Annotated in this window: 15 protein-coding genes and 2 tRNA genes; 12 read left to right on the forward strand and 5 right to left on the reverse strand. The window is 39.9% G+C overall.

The genetic code is table 11. The annotated features are described in order from the left end of the window. Nucleotides 1–3: 3 nt before the first annotated feature. Both C6N34_RS12295 and C6N34_RS12300 read left to right on the forward strand, forming a co-directional pair. Nucleotides 4–231, forward strand: coding sequence for an indolepyruvate ferredoxin oxidoreductase subunit alpha (locus C6N34_RS12295; RefSeq protein ID WP_115538646.1), 228 nt, complete (start codon nt 4–6; stop codon nt 229–231). A 12-nt stretch (nt 232–243) separates the two neighbouring features. Beyond that, on the forward strand, nt 244–1,011 hold the full coding sequence (locus tag C6N34_RS12300) for an ABC transporter ATP-binding protein (RefSeq protein WP_115538647.1): 768 nt from the start codon (nt 244–246) through the stop codon (nt 1,009–1,011). 35 nt (nt 1,012–1,046) lie between these two features. Here the strand turns inward: C6N34_RS12300 and C6N34_RS12305 are convergent, their stop codons facing one another. Together C6N34_RS12305 and dcd are read right to left on the reverse strand one after the other, a co-directional pair. Beyond that, a complete protein-coding gene (locus tag C6N34_RS12305; protein WP_006277146.1) occupies nt 1,047–1,679 on the reverse strand; it encodes a Uma2 family endonuclease in 633 nt (210 codons plus the stop codon). A gap of 38 nt (nt 1,680–1,717) precedes the next feature. Then, nucleotides 1,718–2,314, reverse strand: coding sequence for a dCTP deaminase (gene dcd, locus C6N34_RS12310; RefSeq protein ID WP_006277145.1), 597 nt, complete (start codon nt 2,312–2,314; stop codon nt 1,718–1,720). A gap of 38 nt (nt 2,315–2,352) precedes the next feature. Between dcd and C6N34_RS12315 the strand changes: the two genes are divergently transcribed. After that, a complete protein-coding gene (locus tag C6N34_RS12315) occupies nt 2,353–2,520 on the forward strand; it encodes a hypothetical protein (RefSeq protein ID WP_181407009.1) in 168 nt (55 codons plus the stop codon). Between the two features lie 9 nt (nt 2,521–2,529). On the opposite strand, the gene C6N34_RS12320 is transcribed toward C6N34_RS12315, so the two are convergent. Beyond that, nucleotides 2,530–2,602: transfer RNA gene (locus tag C6N34_RS12320), tRNA-Arg, on the reverse strand. Nucleotides 2,603–3,065: 463 nt separating this feature from the next. On the opposite strand from C6N34_RS12320, the gene C6N34_RS12325 reads away from it, so the two are divergent. Both C6N34_RS12325 and sir read left to right on the forward strand, forming a co-directional pair. Further along, nucleotides 3,066–4,055 carry a helix-turn-helix domain-containing protein gene (locus C6N34_RS12325; RefSeq protein ID WP_115538648.1) on the forward strand — a complete coding sequence of 330 codons (990 nt, stop codon included), beginning with the start codon at nt 3,066–3,068 and terminating at the stop codon, nt 4,053–4,055. A gap of 339 nt (nt 4,056–4,394) precedes the next feature. After that, complete coding sequence (gene sir / locus C6N34_RS12330; RefSeq protein WP_115538649.1) at nt 4,395–6,311, forward strand: sulfite reductase, ferredoxin dependent; 1,917 nt, start codon at nt 4,395–4,397, stop codon at nt 6,309–6,311. Nucleotides 6,312–6,371: 60 nt separating this feature from the next. Here sir and C6N34_RS12335 read toward each other — a convergent pair whose 3' ends face one another. Continuing rightward, nucleotides 6,372–7,940, reverse strand: coding sequence for an iron uptake porin (locus C6N34_RS12335; protein ID WP_115538650.1), 1,569 nt, complete (start codon nt 7,938–7,940; stop codon nt 6,372–6,374). Nucleotides 7,941–8,230: 290 nt separating this feature from the next. On the opposite strand from C6N34_RS12335, the gene C6N34_RS12340 reads away from it, so the two are divergent. From C6N34_RS12340 to C6N34_RS12360, 5 genes are all read left to right on the forward strand, one after another. Further along, nucleotides 8,231–9,232, forward strand: coding sequence for a metal ABC transporter solute-binding protein, Zn/Mn family (locus C6N34_RS12340; protein WP_115538651.1), 1,002 nt, complete (start codon nt 8,231–8,233; stop codon nt 9,230–9,232). 2 nt (nt 9,233–9,234) lie between these two features. Further along, complete coding sequence (locus tag C6N34_RS12345) at nt 9,235–10,056, forward strand: metal ABC transporter ATP-binding protein (protein ID WP_181884034.1); 822 nt, start codon at nt 9,235–9,237, stop codon at nt 10,054–10,056. A 3-nt stretch (nt 10,057–10,059) separates the two neighbouring features. Next, nucleotides 10,060–10,896 carry a metal ABC transporter permease gene (locus C6N34_RS12350; RefSeq protein WP_115538652.1) on the forward strand — a complete coding sequence of 279 codons (837 nt, stop codon included), beginning with the start codon at nt 10,060–10,062 and terminating at the stop codon, nt 10,894–10,896. A 30-nt stretch (nt 10,897–10,926) separates the two neighbouring features. Further along, the gene (locus C6N34_RS12355) at nt 10,927–11,127 is read left to right on the forward strand and encodes a hypothetical protein (protein WP_141303283.1); all 201 of its coding nucleotides are present in this window, start codon (nt 10,927–10,929) and stop codon (nt 11,125–11,127) included. Nucleotides 11,128–13,708: 2,581 nt separating this feature from the next. Beyond that, nucleotides 13,709–13,781 (forward strand) — tRNA-Phe (locus tag C6N34_RS12360). 32 nt (nt 13,782–13,813) lie between these two features. Here the strand turns inward: C6N34_RS12360 and C6N34_RS12365 are convergent. Then, nucleotides 13,814–14,926 (reverse strand): ferrochelatase, encoded by a 1,113-nt coding sequence (locus C6N34_RS12365; protein ID WP_057178143.1) that lies wholly within the window; start codon nt 14,924–14,926, stop codon nt 13,814–13,816. A 188-nt stretch (nt 14,927–15,114) separates the two neighbouring features. Between C6N34_RS12365 and C6N34_RS12370 the strand changes: the two genes are divergently transcribed. Continuing rightward, complete coding sequence (locus tag C6N34_RS12370; protein WP_115538654.1) at nt 15,115–15,690, forward strand: hypothetical protein; 576 nt, start codon at nt 15,115–15,117, stop codon at nt 15,688–15,690. Between the two features lie 66 nt (nt 15,691–15,756). Further along, complete coding sequence (locus tag C6N34_RS12375) at nt 15,757–16,986, forward strand: MFS transporter (RefSeq protein ID WP_115538655.1); 1,230 nt, start codon at nt 15,757–15,759, stop codon at nt 16,984–16,986. Nucleotides 16,987–17,021: the final 35 nt, after the last annotated feature.

Below are 17,021 nucleotides of genomic sequence, written 5' to 3' on the forward strand. Positions count from 1 at the left end.
TCTATGCCACATACAATAGTTACAGAAACTTGCGAAGGAGTTGCAGACTGTGTTACTGCTTGTCCAGTAGCGTGCATTCATGAAGGTCTAGGTAAGAATATGAAAGGTACAGATTGGTACTGGATAGACTTTACCACTTGTATTGATTGTGGTATATGTTTACAAGTTTGCCCAGTAGAAGGAGCAATAGTTCCCCAGGAACGACCTGAATTACAAAAAATACCACAATAATAGGTGATAATGATGATAAACAACCCGGAAAATAGTCCTAAAAACAACTCCAGAAATAATTACCTACTAGAAGTAGAAAACGTCCACGCGGGGTACATTAAGGATGTGGATATTTTGCAAGGGATTAATTTTCGGGTTGGTTATGGAGAGTTGGTCACTGTCATTGGTCCTAATGGTGCAGGGAAATCTACCTTGGCTAAAACCATTTTTGGACTCTTGACACCTCACACGGGTACCATCACCTTTGGGGGAGAAAAAATCAACGGGTTAAAATGTGATCAAATCGTTAAGAAGGGTATGTGTTATGTACCCCAAATAGCCAACGTTTTCCCCTCATTAACCATAGAAGAAAATTTGGAAATGGGCGCTTTTGTCAGAAATATCCCCCTAAAACCCTTGAAAGATAAAATCTTCACCATGTTTCCCAGATTAGGCGATCGCCGTTTGCAACGTGCTGGAACTCTATCTGGTGGAGAAAGGCAAATGTTAGCTATGGGTAAAGCTTTAATGTTAGAACCGAGACTATTATTATTAGATGAACCTTCAGCAGCTTTATCTCCTATTTTAGTGACCCAGGTCTTTGAGCAGATTAAACAAATTAACCAGGGGGGAACAGCTATAGTCTTGGTAGAGCAAAATGCTCGGAAAGCACTAGAACTAGCTCATACAGGATATGTATTAGTCTCTGGAAAAGATGAGATTTCCGGATCAGGTCAGGAATTACTCCAAGATCCCAAAGTGGGAGAATTATACCTGGGTGCAGGAGAGACGAGGAGATAGTAGATGCGGAAATGTTGGGTTGCGTTCTACCCAACCTACAATCTACCTACCATATTTACACTACCACCAGCAGTTAAAAGTTGTTTTGCAGTTAATTGTAAACTGGGCAAAATAGCAGAAACAAGAAGATCATCATGTTGAAACAACTGCTTTTGATACTCATCTTCAATTAACTTACAAATAGTAATAGTTGGCTGCTTAACTTTACCAATATATTCCCTACCACCTAAACCCAAATAATCTATAATCCAATATTCAGGTACACCTAATAAAGCATAATCTTCCACCTTACGAGCATAATCATTTTGCCAGTTTGTACTCACAACTTCTGCAATTAATTTAATTAATTTTCCTGATGTAATTACAGGTTCTTGTTGCCATAAAGGCTCATTAATTAATTGAGTTTGATCCAGTACAATCACATCAGGACGAAAAGCCGTATTAGTTCCCAAAAGTTTCACCAAGCAGCGAGAAGGTGTAAAATATGGTAAATCTTGATGATCAATTTCTACATTGAGTTTACGACTGGTAAAAGCTGATATTTGTTCATGTGGTCCAGTGGGTTCCATCTCGATTAATTCCCCATCAATTAATTCATAATGATTATTGTCACCATATTGAGTAATAAACTCATTGACAGTGATTAGTTTTGGTGCTACTTGTACCATGATGATTTTTCCTCATAATTTAGTTCAATATAATTCAACTATACTTTAGCTAAAGTTACTCTTTCAGGCTGATTTTGATATTTACCTACTCTATCTGCATAAGTAGTTTGACATGGTTCTCCTTCTAAAAACAATAATTGCACAACTCCTTCATTGGCATAAATTCTACAATCAGCACTTGATGAATTACTAAATTCCAGGGTAAGTGCGCCATTCCACGAAGCCTCCGCAGGTGTAATATTTGCTATCAAACCCACACGGGCATAAGTGCTTTTTCCCAAACAAATTGCAGTTACATTAGGAGGTATTTGTAATTTTTCTAATGCTACTCCTAGTCCATAAGAATGTGCAGGAATAATAAAAAAATCTCCATCTTCATCATGTTGTAAATCTACAGATTCTAAATTTTTGGGATTAAATTTTTTAGGATTAACAACTGTTCCAGGAATATGTTTAAATACTAAAAATTCTTTAGGTGATAAACGTATATCATAACCATAGGAAGATAAACCATAACTCAATGCAGGTACTTCTGCGCCAGATTCTAACTTGATAGTGCGAAGTAAACTAGGTTCAAATGGTTCAATCATTCCTTTCTTTGCTTGTTCAATTATCCACTTGTCATTCTTCAGCATTTGATAGTTACCTAAATTCCCAATCCCGCTATTCTAGCATGATTAAGGATACCAATACAGTAACTCCCGAAGAAATTGCTCAGTTTTGTACCCAATTAGCGGATTATCCCAGTGCGATCGCGGCTTTGGATGCAATTGAGGAGTATGAGGGCTATTTGGAGGATGCTATACCATTTAAGGTACCCACCAAAGCGGGTACAGAATGAGATAAAAAGCGAGCGCGGCAGGGTTCGAACCTGCGACCAATTGCTTAGAAGGCAATTGCTCTATCCACTGAGCTACGCGCCCAATTTCAGCACTTGTAAATTCTCAAAACATCCCTCACTATTCCCAGACTCAACGATCGGGGAAGATTTTTTAGGCTTTTGTGTTTGGTGGAGTCCCAAATGCCATACAATTCTACAATAGACAGGAATTGTCGGAATGTCAACCTTTTGCCCAAAAATTAAACTGTGTCTTTATGTTTGTATAAGGTTCTGAGCCATAAATCAAAATCTGACGATAGCTTGTCAATGGTTCCTCAATCTCGATATACTGGACAAATGGCGAGCTAGTTATTATAAGTTAGTGGTTAAATGTGATGAATCCCGTGCTTCCAAAGCTCCTACTAATTCTAGTTAATTTAGTAACAGACTAAGTGAGAATAAGAAGTTTAAATTTCCTGATAATTGCTGATAGGGATGTAAATGGTGCATAAAAGTTCGATTAGTGCCTTACAGACAAATAAAGTTAACAAATTTTGGTGTCTACCGTGAGAAAACTAACAGATTCAGACAAGACTGAAATTCTCAAACTCTATAGAGAAACCGCCGAAACTACCTCAACTTTGGCAGAACGCTATGGAGTGAGTAACTCCACCATTAGCCGTCTGCTTAAAGGTATTTTACCGGAAGAAGACTATGAGTATCTAGTTTCCCTCAAACGCGCTGCTAGAACTCCGGAAGGTAGGGCCCTGGTAAGCTATGAACAACTACCCCTGCTGGGTCAATCCCAGGAGGATGAGATTGCAGCTACCCAAACTCCCGTGGAGGAATTAGAACCTCCCAAGGTTGAGGTAACCAGAGTTGATACACCTCAGATGGAAGTGTCTAAAGCTGTAATAAAGGAAATTGCAGGTGTTGTAGATATTCAAGCTATACCCATTCCTGCTCCCATCATTAGAAGAGTGAAAACACGCTCCTCTGCAACGGACAAGCCTCCTTTTCCAGTCTCTTTAGATCTGGAACCAGTTAAAAACCAAGTTACAATCCTGGAAGAGACCGATTCTCAAGCTAGTATCATTGCTAATATGTTTGGTGATGATTTGCTGGAAGATTCAGAAGATTTGGATGATTTAGATGATGATTTATATGAAGATGAGGAGGATTTTGAAGAAGAGGAGTTTGAAAGACCCACACCTTTTGTAACCCGACCTAGGGCTGGGGATAGCTCTGTGCAAATTTTGCCACTTTCAGTTGCGCCCCTACCAAAAACATGTTATTTAGTCATTGACCGCTGTGCAGAATTAATTACCAGACCCCTAAAAGACTTTGGTGATTTAGGCGCTATACCCATTGTGGAAACCCAACAAAAAACCCTGCCAGTGTTTGATAATCATCGAGTGGCTAAACGGTTTTCTACCAAACGCGATCGAGTGATTAGAATACCTGACAGTAAGGTGCTGCACAAGACTAGTAACCATTTGCAAGCCAAGGGTATTACCCGACTATTAATTGATGGTCAGGTTTACTCTTTGACCTAATGTGTACTTAAAAACACAGGTCCTGGTGGTCTTTCTCTCTCCATTAGGTAACATGGCTTTTTCTCCCGAAAGTACTTGCCATGTTCACCAGAGAAATGTACAATACCTTAAATGATAAATTTTGCCCTCAACAGTCAACCGAAGAGAGCGGGAGTCTCCATGAGGGGAAATAATGAAGGTTAAATGTCAAAACTTGCATGAAAATAAATAAACATTCAGTTACATTTATTGACTAAATATATGTACTTGGGGTATTAACAATCAGGAGCAATTCTGAATAATCATAACTCAATATAACTCATACCTAATTACCTTACTACCAACACCTGTGTCACTGTAATGATTAACTCTGCATCTTCCTCGATTAGCGATCGCAAGCCTTCTAAAGTGGAAGGGATCAAAGAGAAAAGTAACTTTCTCAGAGAACCCCTAGCCACGGAAATCCTTGAGGATACGACCCATTTCACCGAGGACGCCATACAAATTCTCAAGTTTCACGGTTCCTACCAACAGGATAATAGGGATAACCGCGTCAAAGGACAGGAGAAAGACTATCAGATGATGCTGCGGACAAAAAATCCTGGTGGTTTAGTTCCGCCCCAGCTATACCTAGCCTTAGATAAATTAGCTGATGAATATGGTAACCATACACTAAGAGCCACTACCCGTCAAGGTTTTCAAATTCATGGTGTGTTAAAAAAGAACTTGAAAACCGTAATTGGGACTATCATCGAAAATCTTGGGTCCACCTTGGGAGCTTGTGGGGATATTAACCGCAATGTGATGGCACCCCCCGCACCTTGGAAAAACCGTCCAGAATATCAATATGCTTGGGAATATGCCCAAAATGTTGCTGATTTACTGTCTCCTCAAACGGGAGCTTATTATGAAATTTGGTTAGATGGGGAAAAAGCCATCACAGCCCAGGAACACCCAGAAGTAAAAGCAGCAAGGCAAAAAAATGGCACTGGGACTATTTTTCATGACTCGGTAGAGCCCATTTATGGCACTTATTATATGCCACGTAAATTCAAAGTTTGCGTGACCGTACCCGGTGATAATTCCGTAGATTTGTATTCCCAGGATTTAACCCTGGTAGTCATTACTAATGAGCAAGGAGAACTGGAGGGTTTTAACGTCTTTGCTGGTGGTGGTTTAGGAAGAACCCATAACAAGGAAGAAACTTTTGCTCGGTTAGCAGATGCTATTTGCTATGTAGATAAAAAAGATGTCTATGAGCTTGTGAAAGCAATTGTTGCCACCCAAAGAGATTATGGCGATCGCACGGACAGAAGACATGCCAGGTTAAAATATCTAATACAAGACTGGGGAGTAGATAAATTCCGGGCTAAAGTAGAAGAGTATTTTGGCAACAAGGTTAAACCTTTCCAAGAGCTACCACCATTCAAATATCAAGATTTTCTGGGATGGAATGAGCAAGGGGATGGTAATCTGTTTCTAGGGATTTCCATAGACAATGGTCGAGTGAAAGATGAGGGGAAATTTCAACTAAAAACTGCCTTACGGACCATAGTTGAACAGTTTGACCTACCCATGCGTCTTACCCCCAACCAGAACCTAATTTTCTATGATATTGTCCCCAAAGATCGGCAAACCATTCAAGCCATTTTAGAAAGATCCGGGGTAATTACTAATCCCCAGACCATTTCTGCCCTAACCCGCTATGCTATGGCTTGTCCAGCCTTACCCACCTGCGGTTTAGCTATTACCGAATCAGAAAGAGCAATACCTGGAATATTAGAGCGGATTCGCACCTTACTGGATAAGGTAGGTCTGCAAAAAGAACATTTTGTGGTGAGGATGACCGGTTGTCCCAATGGGTGCGCTCGTCCCTACATGGCTGAATTAGGGTTTGTAGGGAGTGCGCCAGAATCCTATCAGGTATGGTTAGGTGGTTCCCCGGATCAAACCAGATTAGCACAACCAATAATTGAGAAATTGCACCACAATAGTATTGAGAGCTTTTTAGAACCCATCTTTGTCTTTTTCAAGAAGTCCCGTCAAGCGAAAGAGAGTTTTGGTGATTTTTGTGATAGGGTTGGTTTGGATGCCATTCGGGAATTTTCAGCTAGTTACAAGCCAGAAGAGGTAGTTAGCACTAGTAAATACCGACATCGGGTAAGTTTGCAAGATGACATTTACTTACAGCTCAAGCAAACCTCAGAGAGAGTAAATAAACCCATGACTCAGCTGGTCAATGAAGCGTTGGCTACCTATTTGGCACAGTTGGACTAAACACACCTGACTAGAGCTTTAATCCAGGGAATTCAATTCCCTGGATCCCCCTATGATTGGTTAGAAACTAAAGGTAGTTCTCAACGCGCCAATAATAACACTGTCATTTTGCTTGTTGTGATTTGGTGCAGTTAGCCAAATCAGACCGGGAGTGACGGTGATATTGTCATTGACTTTAAACTGATAAAAACCTTCCAAATGATAGGAAGTATCTTTGTCTTTAAGTCCGGACAAAGTGGTGCTTGCATTGGTCACTTTTGGCTGCATACCGACTATTAAACCACCCAAGTTGCCTTTTTTCCACAAATCTGGAAAGGCCAGGTTAACAGCATAGTTCCAAATATCCACATCTCCTTTTATACCCGTTAACAACTGGCTCTTGGTATATCCCGCCCAACCTTCTAAACGCAGTTTGGGGGTAACACCCAGGGATGCTTGTACTCCGTAGGAATTGCTGGAGAAATTGCCCAAGAAATTGGTTGTAGCATTATTGCTACCCGCAGCAAGTGGCAAATTGTAGGAGTTGATGTAGGTCAGTCCCAGAGTAAGACGGTCACTTGGTTTAACAGTTAGCTGAGCTAAAGCTCCGTAGGGTCCCTCAAACAAACCCTTACCAGAAGCGGGACTAGCAGCGCTACTGCTGGGATCCATCGCTCCCCCCAAGTACCCTAGGCTCAATGTTAAATTTTTATTGAACTCGTGGTTTATTCCCAAACCGCTAGCACCCAATTGGGAGTAAATAGGGTTACGCGTACCAAAGGTAGATAAAGCACCAAAAGCACCATCACCATTAAAGCTGGTAATAGTGGTAGTTAGGTCCTCCGCTGCACCATCGTTAGCAACAGCTATGACCTGGGTTTTATCACCTATGGGAAATTTATATGACAATGCAGTCACGGAAAGAGCTGTACTATCTACACCACCCCCAAAGTAGAAACCTGCTTCTGTAGTTCCCACATCAGGGGTTCTAATGTTATTACTTTGAAGTCTGGTAAATAGGGTATCTTTACCTGTAAAACTGGTAACCAGCTCCAATCTTGTCCGCGCTCCCAAGGTGGCACTCCTACCCGCTCCCGGATTTCCGTCAACCTTCCTAGCAGAAATGTCACTAACAACAGCTACTACCTGACCTTGCAATTTTGTGGTTGTGGAAAATTGGGTTGCTTCCAATCGGGTGGTTTTAGCCTCTAATGTATCTACACGACGCTTGAAAGTTTCCAGTTCCGGACCAAACTGTTTTTGCAGTCTCTCTATATTGGCAATGTCCTGTTTAGTTACCTGATCAGCAGTAGCACTACTAATTAGCTCATTAACACGGTCTAAACAAGCACTTAGTGCGGCGGCAAATTCAAATCTGGTCAGTGTTCGATTACCACGAAACTTGCCATCGGGATAACCACCCACACAACCATAACGCTCAATTAATGACTGTATTGCTTGAAATGCCCAATCCCCCGGTTGCACGTCTGATAGCTGGGACACGGATGTCATCTGGGATATGTAGTTTGGCTCAGATACCTGTACAGATGATTCTGTTTTTGACACATCCTCGGCTAAAGCACTGCCACTCATAGAAATGGCATAGCCAAGTACAGAACTTGTTAGCAGATACAACAGAAATTTTTGCATGGTTCCCTCACACCTCTTTATAACTAGGACTTTTACCCACTACCGGATAAATGCAAACACTTAGGAAAAATCCTTTCTTTCTTACCTTAACACCAAGCAAACATTTTTTTAACCTCAAGTTAACAAACCCTGATTTATTTCCCACTTAATCGTGGTTGTATTCGTATTTCGCATAGCTACCATGAAAATCTCGTCCATGCTTATGATTTCTCATTGCCTATTGACATGATAATGATAATCACTATAATATTTTTCTGGTGATGTTTTTTAGTATGGTTGGAGGAGAGAACATGAAAAATTTTGGCAAAACTACCAAAACTACTAAGATTACTAGAAGGATTTTAGGTTGGTCATCTTCTATCCTATTTCTTTCTTTAATATATGGTTGTGAGCGATCGCAGGTTAATGTACCAACAGAAAAATCAACATCAACCGAATCTAGTCCAGCTACTCAAACTAAAATAGTGGCAACATTTTTACCGGTCTACCTATTCACTAAAGCTATAGTAGGGGATGTAGCCAAGGTAGACGTGTTAGTAAAGCCTGGTACTGATATTCATGAATATCAATCTACTCCAGATAATGTCAAGGCGATCGCCACTGGGAGTATTTTGGTAAAAAACGGTCTAGGGTTGGAAGAGTTTTTAGAGGGTACAGTGAAAAATGCTAAAAACCCTAAATTAGTAGAAATTGATGCTAGTAAAGGGATTAAGGTGATGGATGATGGTTCACCGGTGGAGAAAATAAAAGGGGAGAAACATGACCACAAACATGATCACGCCCTGGGGAATCCCCATGTATGGTTGGATCCGGTATTAGCCAAACAGCAAGTCATTAATATTAGAGATGGTTTAATTGCAGCTGATGCGCAAAATAAACAGACCTATCAAACTAATGCAGCAGCTTATATTCAGGAACTGGATAATCTAAATAGGGAATTTGAGCAAACTCTTGGTAAAATACCTAACTGTACTTTCATTACTTTTCACGATGCTTTTCCTTATATGGCTAAACGTTATAATCTGAAACAGGTTGCAGTAGTAGAGTTACCAGAGGACAAACTTGCACCAGGAGATATACAAGCGGTAATTAATACGGTGAGAAAGTACAAAGTTAAAGTTTTATTTAGCGAACCAGGAATAGATAATAAACTACTTACCAGTCTTGCTCAAGATTTGAATCTGACTTTATATTCCCTCAATTCGTTAGAAACAGGAGAGAGAAATCCCCAGTATTATTTTCAAGCCATGAGAGACAACTTAAAAAGTTTAGCAACAGGATGTCAAAAATAATAATGACTCAAAATCCGTCAAATCAGTCAAAAATTACATTACCAATATTAAAGGTAGAGGGGTTGAACATCTACCAGGGGAAATATTTGGCCATTAGGGATGTTTCCTTTGAATTGTTTCCGGGGACGGATACAGCTATAGTTGGACCTAACGGTGCTGGTAAAAGTACCCTGGTAAAGGGTATATTAGATTTGATTCCCCACACTGCTGGGAAAATTGAGGTTTTTGGTTTCCCCCTTTCTAGATTGGGGAATTTACGTCAATTACTGGGCTATGTACCACAAAACTTTATCTTTGACCGTAGTTTTCCTATTTCCACAAGTGAGTTAGTAGGACTAGGTATTGGTCAATATGAATCAGTCAGTGGGAGAAATAGCTCGTCTATTAATTCATGGTTATGTAAATTTCGACAAATCCGACAACAACAATCCACAGCTATTAAGGTAGCATTACAGCGTACAAATTCCTACCATTTAAGAAATAAGACCATTGGCACACTCAGTGGTGGTGAATTAAAAAGGGTTTTGTTGGCCTATTGTTTAGTAACTCCCCGAAAACTGCTAATTTTAGACGAAGCTTTCGCTGGGGTGGATATTCAGGGAGCAGCAGATTTTTATGCTTTGCTCAATCAGTTAAAATTAGAAGAAGGGTGGACCGTATTACAGGTTTCCCACGATATTGACATGGTGAATCGCCATTGTGACCGCGTGCTTTGCTTAAATCAAACCTTGGTCTGTTCTGGTAAACCGGAAATTGCTCTTTCACCACAAAATCTGTTAGCAACCTATGGCCCAGGTTTCAGTCGTTATCAACATCATCATTAAATAATGACTAGTCTTATTACTAATATTCACGACTTGTTTAATCTTTTGCAATTCCCATTTATGCAACGTGCCATGATAGGCGCAGTATTAATGGGAACATTGGGGGGGTTATTGGGCAGTTTTGCCACTCTACGCCAACTATCCTTTTTTAGTCATGCGGTGGGTCATGCAGCACTGGTGGGAGTTGCTTTGGGAGTGTTATTAAATACTAATCCCCATTGGATGTTATTGCCATTTACCCTAATTTTTGGTGTCATTGTCCTCTACATAATCGACCAAACTGATTTAGCTAGTGATAGTGTGCTTAGTATAGTCTTATCAGGATCCTTAGCCATCGGTGTGATCCTCACCACCATGATTCAGGGATATCGTGGTAACCTAATGGCGGTTCTCTTTGGGGATATTCTGGCCATTGACCATACGGATTTAATTTTAACCCTGATCATCTTATTAATAAGTAGTATTTTTATATTATCAACTATGCGATCGCAAATTTTGTTAACACTCAATCCGGATGTGGCTAAAGTTCAAGGTGTACCGGTTGAAGTATATCGCTATAGTTTTGTGATTTTACTATCTTTAGCAGTTGCAGTAGCAATTAAAGCAGTAGGAGTATTACTAGTGAACGCGTTTTTAGTGATTCCCTCAGCGACAGCCAAATTAATGAGTGAGCATTTCAGTAGATTTTTAATCTTATCAGTGGTAATAGGTTGTATGAGTAGTATTATTGGCATGACAGCTTCTGGTCTATTTAACCAAGCTTCTGGTCCAACCATAGTAATTGTGCAGTTTCTTTTGTTTGTGTTTACTTTTAGCTGGGTCAGATTGAGGAGGATATAAAGACAATAGTCAACCCCCTCATGAAATTAATTGCGATCGCTATTTTATGGGATTTTCGGTGCAATTACCAAAGATGGGAAAAATCCTACAGGAGATAGAAGGAAGAGCGATCGCTCTTTAGCGAGGGGAATATCAAATATTAGTAGTGTTAGAAAGACCAGCGGGATGGTAAACTATGTGGTGTTGAAGGAAGATCGCTCGCGAATATCAAATACTAGTGAGTGGAATTAAATATAAGACAATGTAGGTTGGGTTGAAGTATGAAACCCAACACCCCCAACCCATCCTACAAATAATTGTGCCTCCCCACAAGGAGTAGCGATCGCTCTTTCGCGAAGGGGGGTAATATCAAATACTAGTAGTGTTGAAACACCAGCGGGATATAGAGTTCCATTATTATTAGGTGGAGAAAACTCAACAAGCAATTTACCAAACGTGACCAAACTATATGGGGTTGTAAACTCATTTTTAATAACGCTAAAAAACGGTTACACAATTGTATTAACACCTAAATTCATATATATAAAGATAAACAATAAGAAAAAATTATATTTATAGGGGGTTAAGATAAGTTTTTTTATGGTTGAAGGGATAAAAATGTGGTATTATGAGGGTTGAGTATAATGGAGTGTGAGCATTCGCGAAAAAAGTGCACAGATTCCCATTATCAGAGTATCACGTCCAAGAGACAATAGTCAACCCCCTCATGGAGAAAAAAATCGGCGCCTAGATTCCTCACTTGAAATTAATTGTGATCGCTCCCGAATATCAAATACTAGTGAGTGGAATTAAATATAAGATCAACGTAGGTTGGGTTGAGGAACGAAACCCAACAAACCCACAGGATATATATAAACACGATTGCGAAGTAAGCTTATTGTTAATAACGCTAAAAAACGGTTGCACAATTGTATTAACACCTAAATTCATATATATGAGATAAGTTTTTTTATGGTCGAAGGGGTAGAAATGTGGTATTATGAGGGTTGAGTATAATGGAGTGTAAGCATTCGCGAAAAAAGTGCACGGATTTCCATTATCAGAGTATCAGGTTCAAGGGTCAATAGTCAACTCCCCCCATGGAGAAAAAAATCGGCGCCTAGATTCCTAACTTGAAATTAATTGCGATCGCTATTTTATGGGACTACCAAAGATGGGGAAAATCCTGTAAGTGGGTGAGTGGAATTAAATATAAGATCAACGTAGGTTGGGTTGAAGTATGAAACCCAACACCCCCAGCCCATTTCTACAAATAATTGTGCCTCCCTGCAAGGAATAGCGATCGCTTTTTCGTGAAGGGGAGATATCAAATATTAGTAGTGTTGAAACACCAGCGGGATATAGAGTTCCATTATTGTTGAGTGGAGAAAACACAACAGGAAATTTACCAAACGTGACCAAACTATATGGGATTGTAAGCTCATTGTTAATAACGCTAAAAGACGGTTGCATAATTGTATTAACACCTAAATTCATATATATAAAGATAAACAATAAGAAAAAATTATATTTATAGGGGGTTGAGATAAGTTTTTTTGTGGTCGAAGGGATAAAAATGTGGTATTATGAAGGTTGAGTATAATGGAGTGTAAGCATCTGAAAAAAAAGTGCACAGATTTCCATTATTAGAGTATCAGGTTCAAGAGACAATAGTCAACCCCCCCCATAGAGAAAAAAATCGGCGCCTAGATTCCTCACTTGAAATTAATGGCGATCGCTATTTTATGAGATTTTCGGTGTAATTACTAAAGATGGGAAAAATTCTGCTACGAGATAGAAGGAATAGCGATCGCTCGCGGGAGATATGAAATATTAGTAGTGTTGAAACACCAGCGGGATGTGGAATTAAATATAAGATTCACGTAGGTTGGGTTGAGGAACGAAACCCAACAAACCCACAGGATATATGTAAACGCGATTGCGAAGTGATCTCTACGGGATTAACCATAATTGGTTGAATTAACCCTTACCTGGAGACTGTCTGTGGGGGAGACAGGGAATTCATTGTCTCAAAGCCTAAGTCGGTTGAAAACCGACTGGTTTTGTAGTGAGTCATTATGGGTAACCCATTCTACAAATAATTTCCCTACAAGGAAGAGCGATCGCTCCCGAATATCAAATACTAGTGAGTGGAATAGCGATCGCTCTTTCCCGAAGGGGGGTAATATCAAATATTAGTAGTGTTACAAATACCAGCAGGATATAGATTTCCATAAATAATTTCCCTACAAGGAAGAGCGATCGCTCGCGGGAGATATGAAATATTAGTAGTGTTGAAACACCAGCGGGATGTGGAATTAAATATAAGATTCACGTAGGTTGGGTTGAGGAACGAAACCCAACAAACCCACAGGATATATGTAAACGCGATTGCGAAGTGATCTCTACGGGATTAACCATAATTGGTTGAATTAACCCTTACCTGGAGACTGTCTGTGGGGGAGACAGGGAATTCATTGTCTCAAAGCCTAAGTCGGTTGAAAACCGACTGGTTTTGTAGTGAGTCATTATGGGTAACCCATTCTACAAATAATTTCCCTACAAGGAAGAGCGATCGCTCGTGAATATCAAATACTAGTGAGTGGAATTAAATATAAGACACAAATTTCCATTGTCAGAGTATTATGTCCAAGAGACAATAGTCAACTCCCCCTGAAAAAAATTCCGTGGGGATGTAATAGGAGATAGATGGCGATCGCTATTTTATGGGTATTATACAACAATTTTCTTATGAAAAAATTTCTTTGAAACCCCCTTGACAAATAACTATAACTTTGTTATGGTTATCTAATGTGAGCAATAAACAAACCTAGCCGGGATAGCTCAGTCGGTAGAGCAGAGGACTGAAAATCCTCGTGTCACCAGTTCAAGTCTGGTTCCTGGCATTTTCAAATCCCCTATCTCCCCGAGTTTCAACTTAGTGGTGATGGTGATGATGGGTGGACAATTGAAGATTTACTTCCTGTCCTGCTTCCTTCATCAACTCGCTAATCTGGGTGTTAGCCCAACCGGCAGCCATTTTTAAGAATTGTGGGTGGTCATTAACACAAGGCATTTGCACATAGTCTAGACCAGAATACTGTTTCTCCAAATCATGAATTATATGGTGTACATCCAACAGAGTTTCATGATTTTCTGTGGCAAAACCAATGGGCATAAATATGATCACTTTAGCACCCAATTGAATTAAATTTTTGGCAGCTTGAGTAGCATTGGGTTGAGTCCATTCAATTAGAGGTGTGTCGTGGTTTAACCAACCCACAGAAATTAAGGGATAACGGTGAATTAATTTCTCCCTGACTAACTCATAGAGAATTTGACTTTCATCAATTCCTGATGTGAATCCTTTGGCTTTGTGTGGACAACCATGATTGAGCAGTACAATGCCAATTTGGGAAGGTAAATAATTAGTCGCCAAATCACTACTAACTTTTTCCTCTACTAGTCTTGCCATTAAACTTATATATTCTGGCTCATTGTAAAATGACGGAATATAACGCGTTCCCTTGAGCCAATGTTGTTCTCCATCCGATAATTCTGCTAAAGCGTTATTAACTTGTTCAATGGCTATACCACTGGTAAAAATAGAGTCTACTACCAATAAGGGATAGATTAAGATTTTTTCAAAGCCTTGATTTTTAATCTCAGCTAAAACTTGTCCAGGCAAAAAGGGAGCGCAAAAGTTAAAAGCTTTGAAAACTTGAACCTTATTACCCCACTTATGTTGTAATTCGTGTTCAATCCCTGCTCGCTGCTTTTCAAAAATAGCGTTGTGAGGAGAAATAAAATCATGATGGGTATGTCCCCATTCATGACGGTCAAATAATGCCAAAAGTTTAGCTAGGGGAGGATAGATCCAAGTGGGGACGGGTGCAAATTTGGCAGTGAGCAGATTTAAAGCCTGTTCATTATAATTAGCAAAATCCTCATAACTCTCCACTTCACCATAACCCATTAGTAATACCGCTATGGAGTCATGGTTTGGTAGATGGTCGTGAGTATGTTGTAGTTTTTCTGGTGTTACAACCACAATAATTACCTCAATATTTTAGTGGAATCATCTTGGGACTTTTGATGTCAATTTTAAAAATCATCAAAGCCAAAGATCACAATCTATACTTATATCCCCAACCATTATTATCCTATCCCAGGGGATAGGATACTGTTGCACATAAAAATATACATACTCTCAAAAAACTGGAGACGAGGGGTGAAGTTATGCAAATTGTAATCTGTCCTGGAATTCATCAGCGGGAATTAACTCAAAGATTCATCGAGGATTTATGGTCTGTAGGGGAAAATAATCTCAACAATCTACAGATGGATAACATGTTAGTATTTCCCGAGGAGGGAATTTTAACCTTATCAACATTTCATATTTTACTGTTTCTGGGCGATCGCCTGGGGAATAGGTTAGAATTACCGGTGATATTCATTGGGTTTAGTGCGGGTGTGGTGGGAGCGATGGGTGCTGCTATCAAATGGCAAATGCGGGGTGGAAATGTAAAAGCGTTGATAGCTATAGATGGGTGGGGGGTTCCGGTAGGTGGTAATTTCCCCATTCATCGTCTGAGTCATGATTATTTTACCCATTGGAGTTCTGCTATTCTGGGTAGTAAGCAAGATAATTTCTATGCAGATCCACCAGTGGAACACTTGTCAATGTGGGGATCACCGGGAAAAGTGCAAGGTTATTGGCAAAACCTATCCACAGGGTTTTTCGGGTGTCCAACCTACCTGAGTGCAACGGAATTTTTACATTTGCTGCTAAAAAGTTATGATAGTGAGTTATGAGTAAACCGACCATGGAGGTTAAACCTTGGGTCTTGATTTTCGCCAATCACCAATCAAACAATTCTCATGTTTCCCACGGAACCTACTGCAATTAATCAAGGCTTTAGTGCCCTGGTCAAAAACCGCAATTTTATGCTGCTGTGGATTGGTCAACTAATATCCCAGTTAGCTGATAAGGTATTATTAATACTAATGATTGATTTATTGGAGAAAAAATACTTACCTCCCCATTTATCATCGGGGACTGGAAGGTTTTATCTGTATATGGCATTTACCCTACCAGCAATATTCTTTGGTTCGGTTGGTGGTGTAATTGTTGACAGAATGCCCAAGAAGTTAATTATGATTGGTTCCGATGTCATTCGCGGTGTATTAACACTGAGTATAGCGTTCTTACCTCGACAGCTGGGGATTCTATTAGCACTGAATTTTGGTATTTCCTCGGTTACTCAATTTTTTGCCCCAGCGGAACAAGCTACCATACCTCTTATGGTCAAAAAAGAGAACTTGATGGCAGCTAATGCTCTATTTAGTAGTACCATGATGGGTGCACTAATAGTGGGTTACGCCTTAGGCTCTACTATTTTAAATGAGGCGGAACATATTGGTATTGATTTTGGTAAAGAACTACTGGTGGGTTTATTATACTTGCTATCTGCTGCTATTATGCTACCCATCCAGTTTCGAGAACAGCGTCACACTTCTGTAGTCAACCCGGTGGCAGAATTTTTACAGGGTTGGCAATATCTCAGGACAAACCGCTTGGTATGGAATGCTATGATTCAAATTGTAGCTCTATACTGCGTTTTTGCATCTTTACTGGAATTATCCATTAGACTAGCAAACAGACTAAAATTAGAACAAACAGATTTTAGCTTTTTCGTAGCTGCAGCTGGTGTAGGTATGGTTCTGGGCGCAGCAATAATTGGGCATTTTAGTCAACAGCTAGATCGTCAACCCTTACCCCTAATTGGGTTTATATTTATGGCATTGGCACTGGGAATGTTTATTTTCACCTATAACCTTCCCTGGGGTTTATTTCTATGTGTTTTCCTGGGTCTAGGAGCATCCCTGGTTAACGTGCCCATGCAAACCCTAATTCAACAATATACTCCCCCATCCATGCACGGGAAGGTATTTGGCTTTCAAAATCACGCCGTGAATATTGCCCTTTCCTTCCCCCTACTAATTACTACTAAACTGGTGAATGCTCTGGGTTTATCTTTATTTCTGTTTGGCATGAGTCTCACTGTGGCTATAATTGGCCTGTGGACCTGGCAAAATACTAGAGAATAAATAAAGTGTCGGTTTTTCAATTAAAATGGTATCCT

The sequence above is a fragment of the Cylindrospermopsis raciborskii Cr2010 genome (assembly GCF_003367075.2).
Taxonomy (GTDB): domain Bacteria; phylum Cyanobacteriota; class Cyanobacteriia; order Cyanobacteriales; family Nostocaceae; genus Raphidiopsis; species Raphidiopsis raciborskii.